Source organism: Kribbella sp. CWNU-51, assembly GCF_054073265.1.
Window position 1 is genome coordinate 67,424 of record NZ_JBSXMZ010000026.1, and the last position, 14,894, is coordinate 82,317.

Annotated in this window: 19 protein-coding genes; 14 read left to right on the forward strand and 5 right to left on the reverse strand. The window is 68.8% G+C overall.

The annotated features are described in order from the left end of the window. The first annotated feature begins 1 nt into the window (after nucleotide 1). The 7 genes from ACXC9Q_RS27530 (at nucleotide 2) to ACXC9Q_RS27560 (ending at nucleotide 6,326) form a co-directional block, all read left to right on the forward strand. Nucleotides 2–2,779 carry an FtsK/SpoIIIE domain-containing protein gene (locus ACXC9Q_RS27530; RefSeq protein WP_457059523.1) on the forward strand — a complete coding sequence of 926 codons (2,778 nt, stop codon included), beginning with the start codon at nucleotides 2–4 and terminating at the stop codon, nucleotides 2,777–2,779. Continuing rightward, nucleotides 2,776–3,453 (forward strand): hypothetical protein, encoded by a 678-nt coding sequence (locus ACXC9Q_RS27535; RefSeq protein ID WP_457059524.1) that lies wholly within the window; start codon nucleotides 2,776–2,778, stop codon nucleotides 3,451–3,453. The genes ACXC9Q_RS27530 and ACXC9Q_RS27535 overlap by 4 nt, the downstream gene beginning before the upstream one ends. 16 nt (nucleotides 3,454–3,469) lie before the next feature. Further along, the gene (locus ACXC9Q_RS27540) at nucleotides 3,470–3,730 is read left to right on the forward strand and encodes a hypothetical protein (RefSeq protein ID WP_328519649.1); all 261 of its coding nucleotides are present in this window, start codon (nucleotides 3,470–3,472) and stop codon (nucleotides 3,728–3,730) included. A 60-nt stretch (nucleotides 3,731–3,790) separates the two neighbouring features. Next, nucleotides 3,791–4,981, forward strand: a complete 1,191-nt coding sequence (locus tag ACXC9Q_RS27545) for a hypothetical protein (RefSeq protein ID WP_457059525.1) — start codon at nucleotides 3,791–3,793, stop codon at nucleotides 4,979–4,981. Next, the gene (locus tag ACXC9Q_RS27550; RefSeq protein ID WP_457059526.1) at nucleotides 4,981–5,457 is read left to right on the forward strand and encodes a hypothetical protein; all 477 of its coding nucleotides are present in this window, start codon (nucleotides 4,981–4,983) and stop codon (nucleotides 5,455–5,457) included. Before ACXC9Q_RS27545 ends, ACXC9Q_RS27550 begins: the two co-directional genes overlap by 1 nt. 285 nt (nucleotides 5,458–5,742) lie before the next feature. Then, nucleotides 5,743–5,934 (forward strand): hypothetical protein, encoded by a 192-nt coding sequence (locus tag ACXC9Q_RS27555; RefSeq protein WP_457059527.1) that lies wholly within the window; start codon nucleotides 5,743–5,745, stop codon nucleotides 5,932–5,934. Further along, nucleotides 5,931–6,326, forward strand: a complete 396-nt coding sequence (locus ACXC9Q_RS27560; protein WP_457059528.1) for a hypothetical protein — start codon at nucleotides 5,931–5,933, stop codon at nucleotides 6,324–6,326. Before ACXC9Q_RS27555 ends, ACXC9Q_RS27560 begins: the two co-directional genes overlap by 4 nt. A gap of 129 nt (nucleotides 6,327–6,455) precedes the next feature. On the opposite strand, the gene ACXC9Q_RS27565 is transcribed toward ACXC9Q_RS27560, so the two are convergent. Beyond that, nucleotides 6,456–6,767 carry a hypothetical protein gene (locus ACXC9Q_RS27565; RefSeq protein WP_457059529.1) on the reverse strand — a complete coding sequence of 104 codons (312 nt, stop codon included), beginning with the start codon at nucleotides 6,765–6,767 and terminating at the stop codon, nucleotides 6,456–6,458. A 187-nt stretch (nucleotides 6,768–6,954) separates the two neighbouring features. On the opposite strand from ACXC9Q_RS27565, the gene ACXC9Q_RS27570 reads away from it, so the two are divergent. Further along, nucleotides 6,955–7,944, forward strand: coding sequence for an NAD-dependent epimerase/dehydratase family protein (locus ACXC9Q_RS27570; RefSeq protein WP_457059530.1), 990 nt, complete (start codon nucleotides 6,955–6,957; stop codon nucleotides 7,942–7,944). 11 nt (nucleotides 7,945–7,955) lie between these two features. Continuing rightward, nucleotides 7,956–8,447: a metallophosphoesterase family protein gene (locus ACXC9Q_RS27575; RefSeq protein ID WP_457059531.1), complete on the forward strand. Its 492-nt coding sequence runs from the start codon at nucleotides 7,956–7,958 to the stop codon at nucleotides 8,445–8,447. A gap of 103 nt (nucleotides 8,448–8,550) precedes the next feature. Here ACXC9Q_RS27575 and ACXC9Q_RS27580 read toward each other — a convergent pair whose 3' ends face one another. Beyond that, entirely contained in the window at nucleotides 8,551–8,706 is a 156-nt protein-coding gene (locus tag ACXC9Q_RS27580; protein WP_328519657.1) for a hypothetical protein, read from the reverse strand. A gap of 18 nt (nucleotides 8,707–8,724) precedes the next feature. Between ACXC9Q_RS27580 and ACXC9Q_RS27585 the strand changes: the two genes are divergently transcribed. The 3 genes from ACXC9Q_RS27585 to ACXC9Q_RS27595 all read left to right on the forward strand — a co-directional run bounded on the left by ACXC9Q_RS27585 (nucleotide 8,725) and on the right by ACXC9Q_RS27595 (nucleotide 11,267). After that, on the forward strand, nucleotides 8,725–9,357 hold the full coding sequence (locus ACXC9Q_RS27585; protein WP_457059532.1) for a hypothetical protein: 633 nt from the start codon (nucleotides 8,725–8,727) through the stop codon (nucleotides 9,355–9,357). 106 nt (nucleotides 9,358–9,463) lie between these two features. Then, a complete protein-coding gene (locus ACXC9Q_RS27590) occupies nucleotides 9,464–10,696 on the forward strand; it encodes an exonuclease domain-containing protein (protein ID WP_457059533.1) in 1,233 nt (410 codons plus the stop codon). Nucleotides 10,697–10,751: 55 nt separating this feature from the next. Continuing rightward, nucleotides 10,752–11,267 (forward strand): orotate phosphoribosyltransferase, encoded by a 516-nt coding sequence (locus tag ACXC9Q_RS27595; protein WP_457059534.1) that lies wholly within the window; start codon nucleotides 10,752–10,754, stop codon nucleotides 11,265–11,267. Here the strand turns inward: ACXC9Q_RS27595 and ACXC9Q_RS27600 are convergent. Continuing rightward, complete coding sequence (locus tag ACXC9Q_RS27600) at nucleotides 11,264–12,205, reverse strand: helix-turn-helix domain-containing protein (protein WP_457059535.1); 942 nt, start codon at nucleotides 12,203–12,205, stop codon at nucleotides 11,264–11,266. The two genes, ACXC9Q_RS27595 and ACXC9Q_RS27600, sit on opposite strands and share 4 nt — an antisense overlap. A gap of 136 nt (nucleotides 12,206–12,341) precedes the next feature. Here ACXC9Q_RS27600 and ACXC9Q_RS27605 point away from each other — a divergent pair, with 136 nt between their 5' ends. Together ACXC9Q_RS27605 and ACXC9Q_RS27610 are read left to right on the forward strand one after the other, a co-directional pair. Next, nucleotides 12,342–13,133, forward strand: coding sequence for an alpha/beta hydrolase (locus tag ACXC9Q_RS27605; protein WP_457059536.1), 792 nt, complete (start codon nucleotides 12,342–12,344; stop codon nucleotides 13,131–13,133). Continuing rightward, nucleotides 13,130–13,909 (forward strand): MBL fold metallo-hydrolase, encoded by a 780-nt coding sequence (locus ACXC9Q_RS27610; RefSeq protein WP_457059537.1) that lies wholly within the window; start codon nucleotides 13,130–13,132, stop codon nucleotides 13,907–13,909. Before ACXC9Q_RS27605 ends, ACXC9Q_RS27610 begins: the two co-directional genes overlap by 4 nt. 19 nt (nucleotides 13,910–13,928) lie before the next feature. Here ACXC9Q_RS27610 and ACXC9Q_RS27615 read toward each other — a convergent pair whose 3' ends face one another. Beyond that, on the reverse strand, nucleotides 13,929–14,186 hold the full coding sequence (locus tag ACXC9Q_RS27615) for a hypothetical protein (RefSeq protein ID WP_457059538.1): 258 nt from the start codon (nucleotides 14,184–14,186) through the stop codon (nucleotides 13,929–13,931). A gap of 79 nt (nucleotides 14,187–14,265) precedes the next feature. Then, nucleotides 14,266–14,754, reverse strand: coding sequence for an FBP domain-containing protein (locus ACXC9Q_RS27620; protein ID WP_457059539.1), 489 nt, complete (start codon nucleotides 14,752–14,754; stop codon nucleotides 14,266–14,268). Nucleotides 14,755–14,894 lie beyond the last annotated feature (140 nt).

Here is a 14,894-nt window from a genome sequence, read left to right on the forward strand (position 1 = left end):
CGTGACGGAGAAGCCTGACGGGGGAAATACGCCCGGATCGGCTTCGCGCTCCGCGCGGACGACAGAATCGGCACCGGAGCTCCTGGAGGCGCGGATCCGCGGTCTCCAGCATGCGCTCGGGCAACTGCTGGACAACGCACACCGGCTGACGTACGCCGAGCATCAGCGAGCCGTGCAGCTGCATCGTCAGCTGCAGGAGCAGACCGCGATCGCCCGGCGCGAGTCGCGTTCACTCGTCGACGCCAAGACCGCGGAAGCGTTGTCCACCGCCGAGCCGAAGGCCCGCCTACTCGCGGACCGGCTCGCGCCCGGTCTGGCCGCGATCCCGCCGAACGACGCGCGCTGGCGTTCGCGTCAACTGGTCGGCGCGGGAGTCTCGTCGTACGTGCGGGTCGGTGAGCTGGACGGCGGCACGCCGGTGGTCGCGCCGCTGCTGCGGACGAACGGCTGGAAGGTGACCGCGGATCGCAACGAGTTCGCGCGCAGACTTCTGCAGAGCGTGGCGTTGCGGCTGGTCGCGGCCGCCGAACCGTTCCGGCTCAGGATCGACGCGTACGACCCGAAGCTGACCGGCATGATGGGTCTGCTCGGTCACCTGACCACGAAGTATCCGCAATTGGTGCCTAGGGCAACACATACCGCGGAGCAGTTGCACGCTGTGCTGTCCGGGCTGGTCGACGTCTCGTCGCTGCGGGCCAGCCGGCAGGCACAGCTCGGGCACGAGCGGTTCGAGGATCTGATCCGGGAGACCGGGCGGGTGACCGAGCCGTATCGGCTGATCATCCTGTTCGACTACCCGGCCGGCATCGACACGCTCGCCCAGCGCGACCTGCTCCGGCTGGCCGCGACCGCCGGCCGGCGCGGCATCTGCTTCCTGGTCCATCACGACCCGTCGACGTCCGCCGAGCTGGACGTCGAGACCAAACAGTTGCTCGATCTCCTCAATCCGGTGGCCATCACCAACGAACGGGTCGAGGTCGCGCAACTGCCCGGCGTCCCCGCGAAGCTGGATCCGCCGTTCGAAGCGAACATTGCCGCCGGCATCTGTGACGTGGTGGCCGAGCTCGCGGAGATCGCCGTACTCCCCACCATCGACTTCGAGCGGACCCTGCCGGACCGCTCGACCTGGTGGCAATCGGTCACGGACGAGATCGGCACCGTGATCGGGTACGACGATCGCACGCCGGCGGTGGTGCGGTTGCGCAGCGGCAACCCGGCCCTCCCGCACGTCCTCGTCGGCGGCGCCGTCGGCCAGGGCAAGTCGAACCTGCTGCTCGTGATGATCCACGGTCTCGCCGCGCGCTACGACCCGGCGGATCTGGAGATGTACCTGCTCGACTTCAAGCATGGTGTCGAGTTCTCCGCGCTCGGTCCAGGCGGGGACCGGGAGCATTGGCTGCCGCAGGTGCGGGTGCTCGGCGTGCACAGCGATCGCGCGTTCGGTCTCGCCGTACTGCGTCATCTGTCGGACGAACTGGCGCGGCGCAGTGAGATCTTCAAGTCGCACGGCAACGTCGCCGACATCGCGGAGCTTGCCCCCGGCCCCGATCGGCCGCCGCGGATCCTCGTCGTGCTGGACGAGTTCCAGGTGCTGCTCGAGGACGATGACGAGCTCGCGGATGAGGCGGCCAAGCTGCTCGAGCGGTTGGTCCGGCTGGGACGCGCGTACGGCGTGCACGTCGTACTGGCGACGCAGACGATCGAAGGCGTCAAACGGCTGGCGACGCGGAGGGACTCGATCTTCGGCCAGGTGCCGTACCGGATCGCGCTCAAGACAACGCCGGCCGACTCGCAGGCGATCCTGCGGAGCGGGAACACTGCGGCGGCCGAGCTGCAGTTCCGCGGCGAGGCGGTGCTGAACGCGAACTTCGGTTCGCCGGACGACAACCAGCATGTGCTGGTCAGCTTCGCGGACAAGGCGGTGCTGGACTCGCTGCGGCGTGAGTTGTGGCAGCGCGCGGGTACGGCGGTCCACCCGCCGCGGATCTTCCATCTGGCCGAGCCGGCCCGATTGACGGACACGGCGGCCGCGGTGAAGCCCGAGCTTGGGCGGCCGTGGACCGGGTTGCCGATCGCGGTGACGGAGGAGCCGGTGCAGGTCGAAGTACGGCCCGAGCCGGGTGCCGGCGTACTCGTGCTCGGTGACGGCCCGGTCGACGCACTCGGCGTGCTGAGTGGGCTCGCGTTGTCGACGGCGGCCGCGGCTGTGGATCCGCCGCGGTTCGTGTTCCTGGACGGGACGGACTCGTCGCCGGCTGTTGCTGAGGGCAAGGATGCGCTGGTGCAGGCATTGCGGCAGCTCGGGTGCGAGGTCGAGACGGTCGACAAGCACGCCGACATCGTGCCGCGGCTGTTCTCGCTGCGGGAGTCGGTGCGCAACGGGCACGTTGGTGAGACCTATCTGCTCGGGTTCGGGTTCCATGGCGTGCCTCGGATGCAGCTTCATGCCGAGGGGTTCTTCGAGAGCCCGGCGAACGCGCTGCAGGAGATCGTGCGCGACGGACCCGCGCAGGGGCTCATCACCTTCGGGTGGTGGAATCGGCTGCACGTGTGCACCGAGCAGCTCGGGTACGGGCGTGCGAACGTGGCGACTCACCTGTTCCTCCGGCACCCGCAGGACGGCGTGCGCGCGGTGGCCGGTCCGCTGGTGCGGTGGGCGTCGGAGCCACACCGGGGTCTGCTGTGGGACGGACTGCATCCTGAGGCCCAGGTCGTCGTACCGTTTGCCGCACTGCGATCCGACGAGGTGGATCGCGCGGTGGAGTTGGTTCGGCGATGAAGACGGAAGCGCAGGAGTGGGCTGAGTACGCGCGGGCGCTGCGGACGGTCGCAGGAGCCCGTGCGGACGCGCAGCAGGCGCAGGACCGGCTGACGGCACACAAGTCGAAGGCTGAGGCCACTGCGATGGCGGAGGCTGACGCCATGGCCGAGCGCGGGCGGCAGTTGGAGCTCCGGCTGAACGCACTGGCCGAGGAGGCCGCTGCGAGTCTGCAGCGAGCCGGACTGCCGGTGGACGGGAAGCGGGCGAACCATGCGTTGCCCGAGATCCGCGTACTGAACGACATCGAGACCGTCGCGGCCGGGATCACCAAACAGCTCAGCGACACTGTTGAGCAGTTGGAGGAGGTCCGTGCAGCGGCCCGGGCCGAGCAGGAGCGACGGAAGCGACGTACCATCAGCGCGGCCTTGATGCTGGTCGGGTTCGTGGTGGTGTGGGTGGTGACCGGGTCGTTCCTGGCCGGAGTGGAGGCGGCCGCGATCGCCGCCGTCACGATGCTGGCCGCGTCCCGGGCGCTCGGCCTGCCGCGGCTGCCGGGCGCGCGGTGGTGGGGCTGGGGTGGTGCGGCCGCGGTCGTCGTCGCGATGGCGGCCGGTCTGCCGTGGTGGCTCGCGATCGCCGTACCGGTGATCGTGTCCGGTACGGCGATCGTGCTGCCGAAGAAGCGCAACTAGTTTGGGAGTGGGTTAGGTGTCCGACGTACAGCGGCTCAAGGAACAGCTGCACCAGGTCTCGATGGAGGCCAAGCAGGCAGCGGGTGGCCTGGCCGGGTTCAAGCTGCGGTTCACCCAGCACAGTCAGCTGGTGGAGAGCCTGATCGCCGGTACGGCGACCGGCGTCGACCGGGACATCACGGAGATCCTGGACGCGGCCGGCAAAGCGGTCGAGCAGGCCGCCGAGGCGCTGGAGATCGCGTCGGCCGGATGCAAGAGCTACGCCGACCAGATCTGACCGGTCGTGCCGTCTGAGCTGCAACGGGTCGCTCGGGGCCTGGTGGATTGCCTCGACGAGGTGCCTGCCGTCGTTGCCGATCTGCGGCGCACCGCCGCCCGCTGCCGCGAGAACGCCCAAGTTGCCCTGTTGGCCTCCCACGGCCGGGCAACCGTCGCCGCTCAGCAACTGGACGCGGCCGCCCGCGCCTGCGAGGCCGCCGCCCACTACCTGTCCCTGGCCCCACCGAAGGCGCGGGCCTGGGCCGAACACCTCACCGGCGACGGCTCCACCACCAGCCGCCCGTCAGCCAACTCCGCCGACCGCAACAAGACCACCGGCGGCACCGGCGACATCGCCGAACGAGACTCCCACGGCCGCACCAAACGCCTCGCCGCCACCTTCGAGGACCTCGAAGTTGCCGAAGACAACGAACCGCCTCTCATCACGGTCGCCCGCAAAGCCTTCGAAAAGTTCCGCAAACGTCATGAGAACGACGAGCACGAACGCGACCTCCCCGAGGAGCCACTCGAGGTAGAGATCACCATCACCGAGTCCGGCGAGATCGAGTTCGAGGAACGAGACGAGAAGGGCAACGACCACCTCCGCCAAGACTTCGCAATCGAAGTAGACCTCACCGAGCCGGTGAAAACCCTCCTGGCCGCCATGGCCGAATCCGCCGGCCAGAAGTGGCAACACGCCACCCTCACCATCACCACCGACCGCGTAGAAGCCACCTTTGACTACCCCGACGACAAACGCCCGCAACCGATCGTGGTCGACATCGAACTGCCGGACGTCGACGAGCCGGCCTTCGACCCCGCCTTCGATCAGCGCCCGCTGACGGTGGACTTCGCGCCGCTCGTGTTCGATCCGCACAATTCGTTCAATCCGAAGGAGCGGCTGATCGCGGACCGGCTCGCCGAGGAAGGATGGCGCGTCGACGCCAGGCCGCCGGACCACACCCGCGACAAGGTGAAGAATCCGGATGTCATGGTGCGCAAGGGCAGGCACGATTCGGGCGTGATCATCGAGTTCAAGACCCCGCAGAGTGGTAGCTCCAATGCGATCAAGCGGAACATACATGAGGCCAGCGAGCAGGCTGGGGAGCTGGGCGAGATTCTGATCGACGGTCGACCGGTGCGGCTGTCCGAGGACGTTGCCTGGCGGTCATTCCGGAGGGCGTGCGGCCAGCCAGGTTCGACGGTCGCACGCGTTGTTCATGTCATTCTCGGTGACGGGCGTTTGGTCACCTACACAAAGGAGCACTGATGTCCACGAGCGACACCATCTTCCTGGCCTCGCGTGAGCCCCTTGACAGAACGGCCGGCTGGTTGGCGGATGTCCTGGGACTGGAACGGCTGGATGATCCGGAGTTGAAGGAGAACGAGCACTTCTTCCGGGGGCGTGCACGGACCGCCGACGGGAACGTACTGCTCGTGGTCGGGCCGAACATTTATGGCGAGGTCGATCCCAAGCCCGAAGACGTCTCGGCGATCGACCGTTACACGGGTGTGGCCGACGTACGCCTCTCGGGCCGGAAGAACGAAGAGGCGCAGGCCCGGGAAGCCCGTGCCGTGTTCGATGAGCTAGCTGCGACCCGGCCCGACGTGGCCCTGGTCCTGGACCACGCGATGTCCTGGATCGTGGCGGCGTACTTGCCCGGTGCCGGGACCTACGCTTTCCCGCCTCGCACCTCCCTCGACGCCGACGCCATCGACACCTGGCGCCCTTGGGTCGTCACCTGAGGCCGAGCGGCTGATGTCGGTCGCCTGACCTCCCGATGCTGCTTGTGCACAACCCCGACATCCCTGCGCTGAAATTTCTGCGGACCCGCGTCATGAAGTGGGGAGGTGGCCGTCACTACCTGTGAACGCAATCCCACAGGGAAGTGGATGTGATTGACGTGAAGGGTTGTTCTTCGAGGCTGCTGATGGGAACTGGCTTGACCGGGCTTCGGGTGCCTTGAAATGGCCGGCAACGCTGATGGTGAGCCTCCCTCTGCTGCGGTCAGGGTTGTTGAACGACGTCGCGTGCGGGTGTGGTTCGGGGACCACGTCGTCGCGGACTATCGGGCCGAGGCCGAGTTGGCCGAACGCTATGCCGCTGCCATGTCGCGCCGGTTCGCCGGCCTGCGCGTGACCAGTGATCCGATCCCCGGCACCGACCTAGGCCCGGAGCGTGCGCTGCCGGGCGAGCGGCTCTGGGAGGTAGCGCCGAAATGAGTCCGCGTCGCTTCCGGCTGATCCGCCATCATGACGTCTCCGGTGTCAGTGGCACCGGTCCGGTCGCCGAGGGCGTGCAGTTCACCGATGGGGCGGTCGCGCTCCGCTGGTACGGCGACTATCCGACCACGACCGTCTGGGACGGGATCGACTCCGTCGTCGCCATCCACGGTCACGGCGGGGCCACCGAGGTCGAGTGGATCGACCCGGACCCAGGCCCCGATCCCGACCTGAAACTGCCACCCCGCGAAGTCCTCCCACCCCGGCCGTGGCCGGATCTGCACTCCGCCCCCGAGCCACAGGATCCCGACCCCCTGCACAGCGACCGTGAACTCGGTTCGTACGGCGGTGCACCGCCGGCCGGGGGGTCGTCGTACCGGGTGTTCCGCTGAGCCGGCCCGGGTCCGGCGCCGCGGACCCGGACTGATCGTGGGTGGCCGGCGCCGAACCTCCCTCACCGCGCCGGCCACCCACCAACCTCGGGCTAAGCCCGTGTCTGATGGGCCCGAGCCCGCCAGCGGTCAGCTGTACTCCATGGTCTGGACCAGATCGAGGTTGTAGAACGCGCCCGGTCCGTCGCACAGTTCCATCATCTTGGTCGAGAACTCGGTCGTGTCGGCCCGCTGCGAGTTCGCCATCGCCTCCTCGTACGAGCGGAACTCGACGATGGCGAAGTAGCGCCCCGGCTCGTCCCGGTCGGCGCAGGTGATCCCGCGGACGGGGGCGGGCCCGTCACCCTCGGCTGCGCGGTTCTTGCTGAACTGTTCCATCAGCGCCGCGATCTCGTCCGGCTTCGACGTCCGGTACTCGATGATCTGAACGAAACCAGCCATTACTCCCCCTTGTCCATGGCACCAATTCTGAGGTGCCTCCTGCTGCCGACAGTGCGCCCGGATCGCCTGCGCCGCAAGGGGTCGACGCTTACGGTGACGTGACGCTGGCACGAGATCACGGCGCGTCGATTCTGCCCTACGCAGAGGTGGCTGGGTTTTGTCGGCCGGGCCTGATTGGCTTGCCTGCATGGAGATTCTGATCCTCGGTGGGACAGCATGGCTCGGTCGCGAGATCGCGACGCAGGCGCTGGCGCGCGGGCATTCCGTCACCTGTCTCGCCCGTGGTGAGAGTGGTGCGATCGCGGACGCCGCCACGCTGATCGCCACCGATCGCAGCCGTCCGGATGCGTACGACGCTGTGCCCGATCAGGACTGGGACGCGGTGTTCGAGGTGTCCTGGCAGCCGGGGTTCGTGCGCGGCGCGCTGGCCGCTTTCGGTCCGCGGGCCAAGCATTGGACGTACGTGTCGACGGGCAACGTCTACGAGAAGTTCGACACGCCGGGTGCCGACGAGTCCGCCGTACTGCGGGAGCCGATGGAGCTGGACGTGGCCGGGCGGGACCAGTACGGCGAGGCGAAGGTCGCCTGCGAACTGGCCTCGCGGGAGGTGGTCGGGGATAGGCTGGTGATCGCGCGGGCCGGCCTGATCGGTGGGCCGGGGGACCCGAGCGATCGGGCCGGGGCGTGGGTGGCACGGGCGGCCCGGGCGCCGGAGGAGCCGCTGCTCGTGCCGGACACGCCTGAGCTGCCGACGTCCGTGATCGACGTCCGCGATCTCGCCGCCTGGTTGCTGGACTGTGCGACAGAAGGGCGGACCGGGACGTTCAATGCCGTCGGCCCGGTCGTGCCGTTCGGGGAGTGGATCGAGCTCGTGCGCGAGGTGGGCGGTCACACCGGACCGGTCGTGCTCGCGCCGCAGACGTGGTTGGAGGAGCAGAAGGTCGAGCAGTACATGGGGCCGGAATCGTTGACGATGTGGCTGACCGAGCCCGGGTACGAGGGCTGGTCGAGCCGCAGCGGCGCGGCGGCGTTCGCGGCCGGGCTCACGCATCGCCCGCGGCGGGACTTCCTCGTGGACACGCTGGCCTGGGAGCGGGAGCTCGGTCTGGACCGGGAGCGCCGTGCCGGCCTGAGCCCGGCGAAGGAGAAGGAGTTGATCGAGTCGCTGCCGGAGTAGAGAGTAGGCGGATGCGGTTGGTGCTGATCTCGGACACTCATCTGCCGGTGCGGGCGAAGAGGCTGCCTGAGCCGGTCTGGGAAGCGGTCGAGCGCGCCGACGTGGTCATCCATGCCGGGGACTGGGTGAGCGTCGCGTTGCTGGACGAGTTGGAGTCTCGTGCGGCCCGGTTGGTCGGGTGCTGGGGCAACAACGACGGCCCGGAGTTGCGGGCGCGGTTGCCGGAGGTCGCGCGAGTGACGCTCGACGGGCTGTCGGTCGCGGTCGTCCACGAGACCGGGCCGGCCAAGGGACGCGAGGAGCGCTGCGAGAAGGACTATCCGGGCGTGGACCTGCTGGTGTTCGGCCACAGTCACATCCCGTGGGACACCACGGCCGCGGGCGGTTTGCGGCTACTGAACCCTGGGTCGCCGACGGATCGGCGCCGGCAGCCGTACTGCACCTACCAGACCGCGACGATCACCGCCGGCAGCCTGAAAGAAGTTGCTCTTCACAACCTTTGAGATGGTTGCGGCCGACAACGACTCTCGGCCGGCCGTGCGGGACCCTACGCCGTACCACCGAGTTACGGCGTACCCGCACGACCGGCCGAGCGTCGTGCCTGAGTCAGGCGTTCGCTGCTTCCTTGGCCCGGGTCTTGAGCCGGTCGCGCACCTCTTCCGGCGTGTAGGCGCGACGCTTCCGCTCGCCTCGCGCGACCACTACGCCCGTCGCGGCCACGCCGACGAGCCCCGCAAGTCCTACCACCTTCCATACCTTCATGCGGTCTAACCTAGCGATGTGGACAGCCGGATTGCACTGGATGACGCTACGGAACTGACACGAACAGGTGACATTTGGCTGTTCCGTGGTGACAAAGCCGCCGACCGCGCCATCCAGCTGACGACGAACAGCCCGGTCAACCACGTCGGCATGGCGATCGTGATCGACGATCTGCCCCCGCTGATGTGGCACGCCGAGCTGGGTCGGTCGCTGCCGGACGTGTGGAGCGGCACGCATCACCGCGGTGTGCAGTTGCACGACCTGCGGGACGCGGTCCTGGTGTGGGCGCGCAAGTACGGCCAACGGGCCTGGCTGCGGCAGCTCGATCATCCCGTCACGCGGGAGATGGAGGACGCCGTACTGCGGACTGTGGCCCGGCTGGACGGTACGCCGTTCCCGTCGACGGCTCGCCTGGCGACGAGGTGGGTGCGTGGCCGGGTGCCGGCGTTCCGGCGCGGATCGCGGGAGCTGGAGCTGGAGTCGGCGTACTGCGCCGAGGTGGTCGCGGTGACGTACGAGGAGATGGGGTTGCTGCCCGGGCGGCGGCCCAACTGGTACGACCCGGGACGCTTCTGGAGCGGTGACGAACTCGAGTTGGCCGACGGCGCCCGGCTGGGCGACGAGATCGCGGTCGAGATCCCCGGCGACTGAGGCCGGGCGGCCGGGTCGCTGACGCCGATTCCGGACCGGACGGAAACTGTCGGTGACGTGTGATTGGGTTGTTCCAGTCGGTCATCGAGCCGGGGGAGGCCCGTGGATGTATGCCGTCATCGACACCGAGACGACCGGCCTGCTGCCGAGTCATCGGCATCGGGTGATCGAGGTCGCCGTCGTGCTGTTGGACGCCCGCGGGCAGGTCGAGCACGAATGGGTGACGCTGCTGAATCCGCAGCGCGATCTCGGTCCGCAGCACATCCACGGGATCCTGACCGCCGATGTGCTCGCCGCGCCGGAGTTCGCGGATGTCGCGCGGCCGTTGGGTGAGCTGCTGGCGGGCCGGATGGTTGTCGGGCACAACGTCGAGTTCGATCTCGGGTTCCTGCGGGCGGAGTTCGCCCGGCTGGGTGTCGCCGTACCGCTGATCACCGAGCGGTCGATGTGCACGATGGCGCTGGCCGGTTATCTCTACCCGGGCGCGAAGCGGACGCTCGGTGCGTGTTGTGCGGCGGCGGGGATCTCGATCGAGGGATGGCATTCGGCGCTGGCCGACACGCGGGCCACGGCCGAGTTGTTCGGCCAGTATCTGAAGGCGTTTCCGTCACCGCCGCCGTGGCAGTGGGCTTATCAGGAAGTCAGTCGATTGCGGTGGCCGGCGTTGCCCTCGAGCAACGTCGCGCCGACCGTGCGGCCGGTACATGCCGGCGGGCGGCATGGCTGGATGAGCAGGCTCGTCGATCAGTTGCCGCGCGTCCCCGAGCCGCCACAGGCCGACTCGTATCTCGCGCTGCTCGACATGATCCTCGCCAATCGGGAGATCACCGCGGCGGACGCGGATCAGCTCGTCCAGGTCGCGACCGACCTCGGCCTGACGCGTTCGCAGGTGCACGACTTGCATCAGTACTACGTGTCCGCGCTGGCGGAGGCGTCGTGGGGCGGAGGCGCGATAACTGCGGATCAGCGGAGCGATCTCGACCAGGTGGCGGTGATGCTCGGGCGCCGGGCTTCCGATGTGGACGAGGCGCTGGTGCGGGCGAGCGGCGGGCGGTACGTCGTACCCGCTCGTCCTGGGGCGAGGGGGTTCCCACTGGGGAGCACGATGGTCTTCACCGGGGACATGGTCGCGCCACGCGAGGTTTGGTGGGACCGGGCGGTGGCGGCCGGGTTCGTCCCGCAGGAGGCGGTCCGCCCGGACACGACGTTCGTCGTGGCCGCCGACGTGGACAGCCTGTCAGTGAAGGCACGCGCCGCCCGTGAGCTGAGCATCCCGATCATCTCCGCAGAAGACTTCCGCCGCTTCCTGTCCGCCCAAACCGAACGCAAGGCCGGCTAGCGGCCACCGGCCACCGGGCAGGGGGACCGCTGATGCGGCCCGTTAGGGTGCTTGGGTGGAGCTTGCGGAGTTGGGACGGCGGATCTATGCGACTGCTCATCTGACCGGGGAGTTCGTGTTGCGGTCGGGGCAGACGACCAGTGAGTACTTCGACAAGTACCGGTTCGAGGCGGTTCCGGCGTTGCTGGATGCCGTGGCCGAGGCGATGGTGCCGCTCGTGCCGGCTGACACCGAGGTCCTGGCAGGGTTGGAGATGGGCGGGATCCCGGTCGTGACCGCGCTCGGCCGGCACACCGGGTTGCCGTGCGCGTTCGTCCGCAAGCAGGCCAAGCCCTACGGGACGCGCCGCCTGGCCGAGGGCGCCGAGACCGCGGGCCGGCGGGTCACGATCGTCGAGGACGTCGTCACCACCGGCGGCCAGATCGTGCTCTCCGCCAACGACCTCCGTGTTCTGGGTGCTCACATCACCGATGCCCTGTGCGTCATCAACCGCAACTCGACCACCCCGGCCCCGCTGACCGAAGCCGGCCTGACTCTGACCGCGCTTCTCACCCCAGAACACCTCGGCTAGCGCCGGCGCCACTCCTGCGGTGTCATGCCGTACGCCTGGCGGAACCGGCGGGTGAAGTGCGCGGCGTCGAGGAACCCCCAGCCCGCGGCGATCGAGGCGATGGGGCGACGCCTGCTCGCCGGCTCGGCGAGCTGGCGAGCGGCGCCCTTGAGACGCTCGCTGATCAGCCACTGCTCGAGGCTGAGATGGTGCTCGGCGAACAGCTTGTAGAGGTAGCGGAGCGAGATGTTGTGCTCCGCCGCGATGCGAGTGGGACTGAGCTCTGGATCGGTGAGATGGCGGCGCGCGTACCAGGTGATGCGGGCGAACAGTACGTCGGTCATCGCCGGCGGCTGGGTGTCGCGATCCGCGGCCGAGGTCAGCAGGGCGCGGACGAGTTGCGTGGTGGCCGTGCCGACCAGGTCGGCCGACGGTGTGCCGTGCAACGACTCGAGGATGCTCGGCAGGACTGTGAGATGGTGCAGCACGAGGGTGTAGAGCGGGCTGCTGGGCAATCGTTGAGCGGCCGCGCGGACCGATTCGACGCTCAGTCCGAGGTCGGCGTAGTCGATCTGGAAGGCCTGCGACGCACCATGCCCACTCCAGGCGAAGTCGTACGGCGCGGTCAGATCGACCAGCATCAGGTCGCCGGTGCGGACGCGCTGATCGACGTCACCCTGGCTGAAGACGCCAGACCCGATCGCCTGCACGGCGAGGGCCAGGCGCTCCGGGCCTCCGATCCGGACGTGCTTCGGCGTCCGGACCAGGCGCATCCCGGATCCCTCGTTGCGGAACAGGTCCGGCGTGCCGAGTTGCCAGAAGTCCATCCTGGCGTGCACGTCGCCGTGGGGGTCCTCGTGCTCGACACGGGCCGGCACACTCGCCGACATCATCGCGGCGTAGAACGCTTCGGGCCGGTCCCGCCGCGGCAGCCCGGCGGTGTCGAGCAACACCGCCATGCCCACCCCCTAGACCCTGGAGTCTGGTGGGCGAACTGTGCAGACACAGCCCAGATCCGTGCAGGCACATCCTACGGAGCGCGCCGTACGGACAGCTACGGTTTCGGCCAACATCCCGGACGGAAGGGACGCGATCATGCCTGCTGACACCGTCGTACTGGTGCACGGATTCTGGGTAACGCCGCGGAGCTGGGAGCACTGGATCACCCACTACGAGGCGCGCGGGTTCCGGGTGCTGGCGCCGGGCTACCCGGGGTTCGAGGTCGAGGTGGAGGCGCTGAACGCCGACCCGGGCCCGATTATGAAGGTGACCGTCCCGGCGATCATCGAGCACCTGGAGTCGGTGATCCGCGAACTGGACACGCCGCCGATCATCATCGGGCACTCGGCCGGCGGGGCGTTCACGCAGATCCTGCTCGACCACGGCTTCGGAGCCGCCGGGGTGGCGCTGAACTCGGCGCCCACCGAGGGCGTCCGGGTGGTGCCGTTCTCGCAGGTGAAGTCGACGTTCCCGGTGCTGAAGAGCCCGGCGAACCGGCACCGGGCGATCCCGCTGTCGTACGACGAGTGGAAGTACGCGTTCACGAACACGTTCGGCGAGGAGGAGGCGCGGGCGCTGTACGAGCGTTACGCGATCCCCGCGAACGGCGGGATCCTGTGGGGGAGCGTGCTGGCGAACTTCCAGCCCGGTCACCAGGACACCTGGGTCGACTACCACAACGACGCACGCGCGCCGCTGCTGTTCGTGTCCGGCTCCGAGGACCACATCATGCCGCCGGAGATTCAGCGCTCCAACGCCAAGCATTACAAGTCGCAGACCATCACCGAGATCCGCGAGTACGACGGTTACGCGCATCTGCTGCCGGCCCAGGCCGGGTGGGAGAAGATCGCGGACGAGGTCCTGGACTGGGCAGTGAAGCATTCGTGAGCCAGGCACGCATCACCCACATCGGCGGCCCGACGACGTTGATCGAGGTCGAGGGATGGCGGCTGCTCACCGACCCGACCTTCGACCCGCCCGGACGACGCTACGCCTTCGGCTGGGGATCGGCCTCACGCAAACTGACCGGGCCGGCGATCGCGGTCGACGAGCTGCCGCCGATCGACGCCGTACTGCTGACGCACGATCACCACGCCGACAATCTGGACGACGCCGGCCGGGCTCTCCTGCCGAGGGTGGGCACCGTGGTCACCACCGCGGCTGGTGCTGCGCGGCTCGGCGGCGCGACGATCGGTCTGGTGCCGTGGGCGGTCCACACGCTGCGGGAGCCTGGACGACCACCGCTCGAGATCACCGCGACGCCGTGCCGGCACGGGCCGCCGCTCAGCCGCCGGATCACCGGCGACGTGATCGGCTTCGCGTTGCGCTGGCCGGGGCAGGAACACGGCGCGCTGTGGATCTCCGGGGACTCTGTGCTGTACGACGGGATCCGGCAGGTCGGCGGCCGATGCGAGGTCGGCACTGTGCTGCTGCACCTCGGCGCCGTGCAGTTCGGCATCAGCGGGCCGGTTCGGTACACGATGACCGGTCGCGACGGCGTGGAGCTGTGTTCGCTGCTGCGGCCGCGCACGATCGTCCCGGTCCACTACGAGGGCTGGAGTCACTTCCGGCAAGGTCGCGCCGGCATCGAGTCGGCGTTCTCGTCGGCGAAGGCGGACCTCAACTGGCTGGAGATCGGGACCCCGGGAACCCTCCAGATCTAGTGTCCCGGGACCGGCGGCGTCACTCCGCGTCGTCGGTTTCGCGTTCGATCTCGAAGCGGAGTTGTTTGCCGGAGCGGATGCGTTCGATGGCGGCCAGGCAGGCTTCCTCGCTCATGTGGACGCCGATCTCGGCGAGCTTGTGGCGCAGCACGCGAGCGGCGTCCTCGGCGGACCGGGAGCTGGTCTCGTTGATCGCCTCGATGGTGGTGGCGGTGAGCATCTCGCGGATGTCCGGGTGAACCTTGTGGATCTCGTGCGTGATTCTGAACTCGGTCATCGCGACTCGCTCTCCTTATCGCCCCCGCGGGCCGGTTTTGCTGGACTCCAGAGTAGTGTCCCGGTGCCCGTCCGGTACGTCAGGCAAGCACGCGATTTACGAAACCTTCAATCCGCGCCGCGAGCCGCTCGGCGCGCACCTCGGGGGCGGTGGTTTCTCCTTGTGGTACGTCGGGTTCGCGCAGGCCGCGGACGTAGAGCGAACAGGCCAGGTCCGCGCAGATGTACGTGCCGACCGTGTTGCCCGCGCGGCCGGCCGTCCCGGCCCGGCGAGCGGCGAACAGGGCGACGTCGGTGAGGTGGTGTGCGGTGTTGCACAGGTCGCACAGCCCGGCGCCGCGCCGCGGCGCACCCGAGGCCTGGGTGTTCACCGCGATGCCGATCACGCCGGCCTCGCGCCGTACCACCAGATAGCCGCGATTGGGCGCCTTGGGGTCGCGCCAGCCGAGGTAGTCCAGCGACTCCCAGGGGAGTTCGGTGAACCCGGGCGGCAGCGTCATCGCCTTGATCTGGCTCTTGGACGAGTTGACGAACGAGCGCCTGATCTCGTCGGCGCTGAGCGGTTCCACGACGGTCCCTCCGATCTTTCGACCACCTATGACACCCGGTGCCGTCGTACCCCCGCAACCGAATAACCCGTTGCTGCAGGCAACGGTCGGGACCCGGCGCGGCCCGCGGTCCGGGTCCGCGGGCCGGACCCGCGGTACCG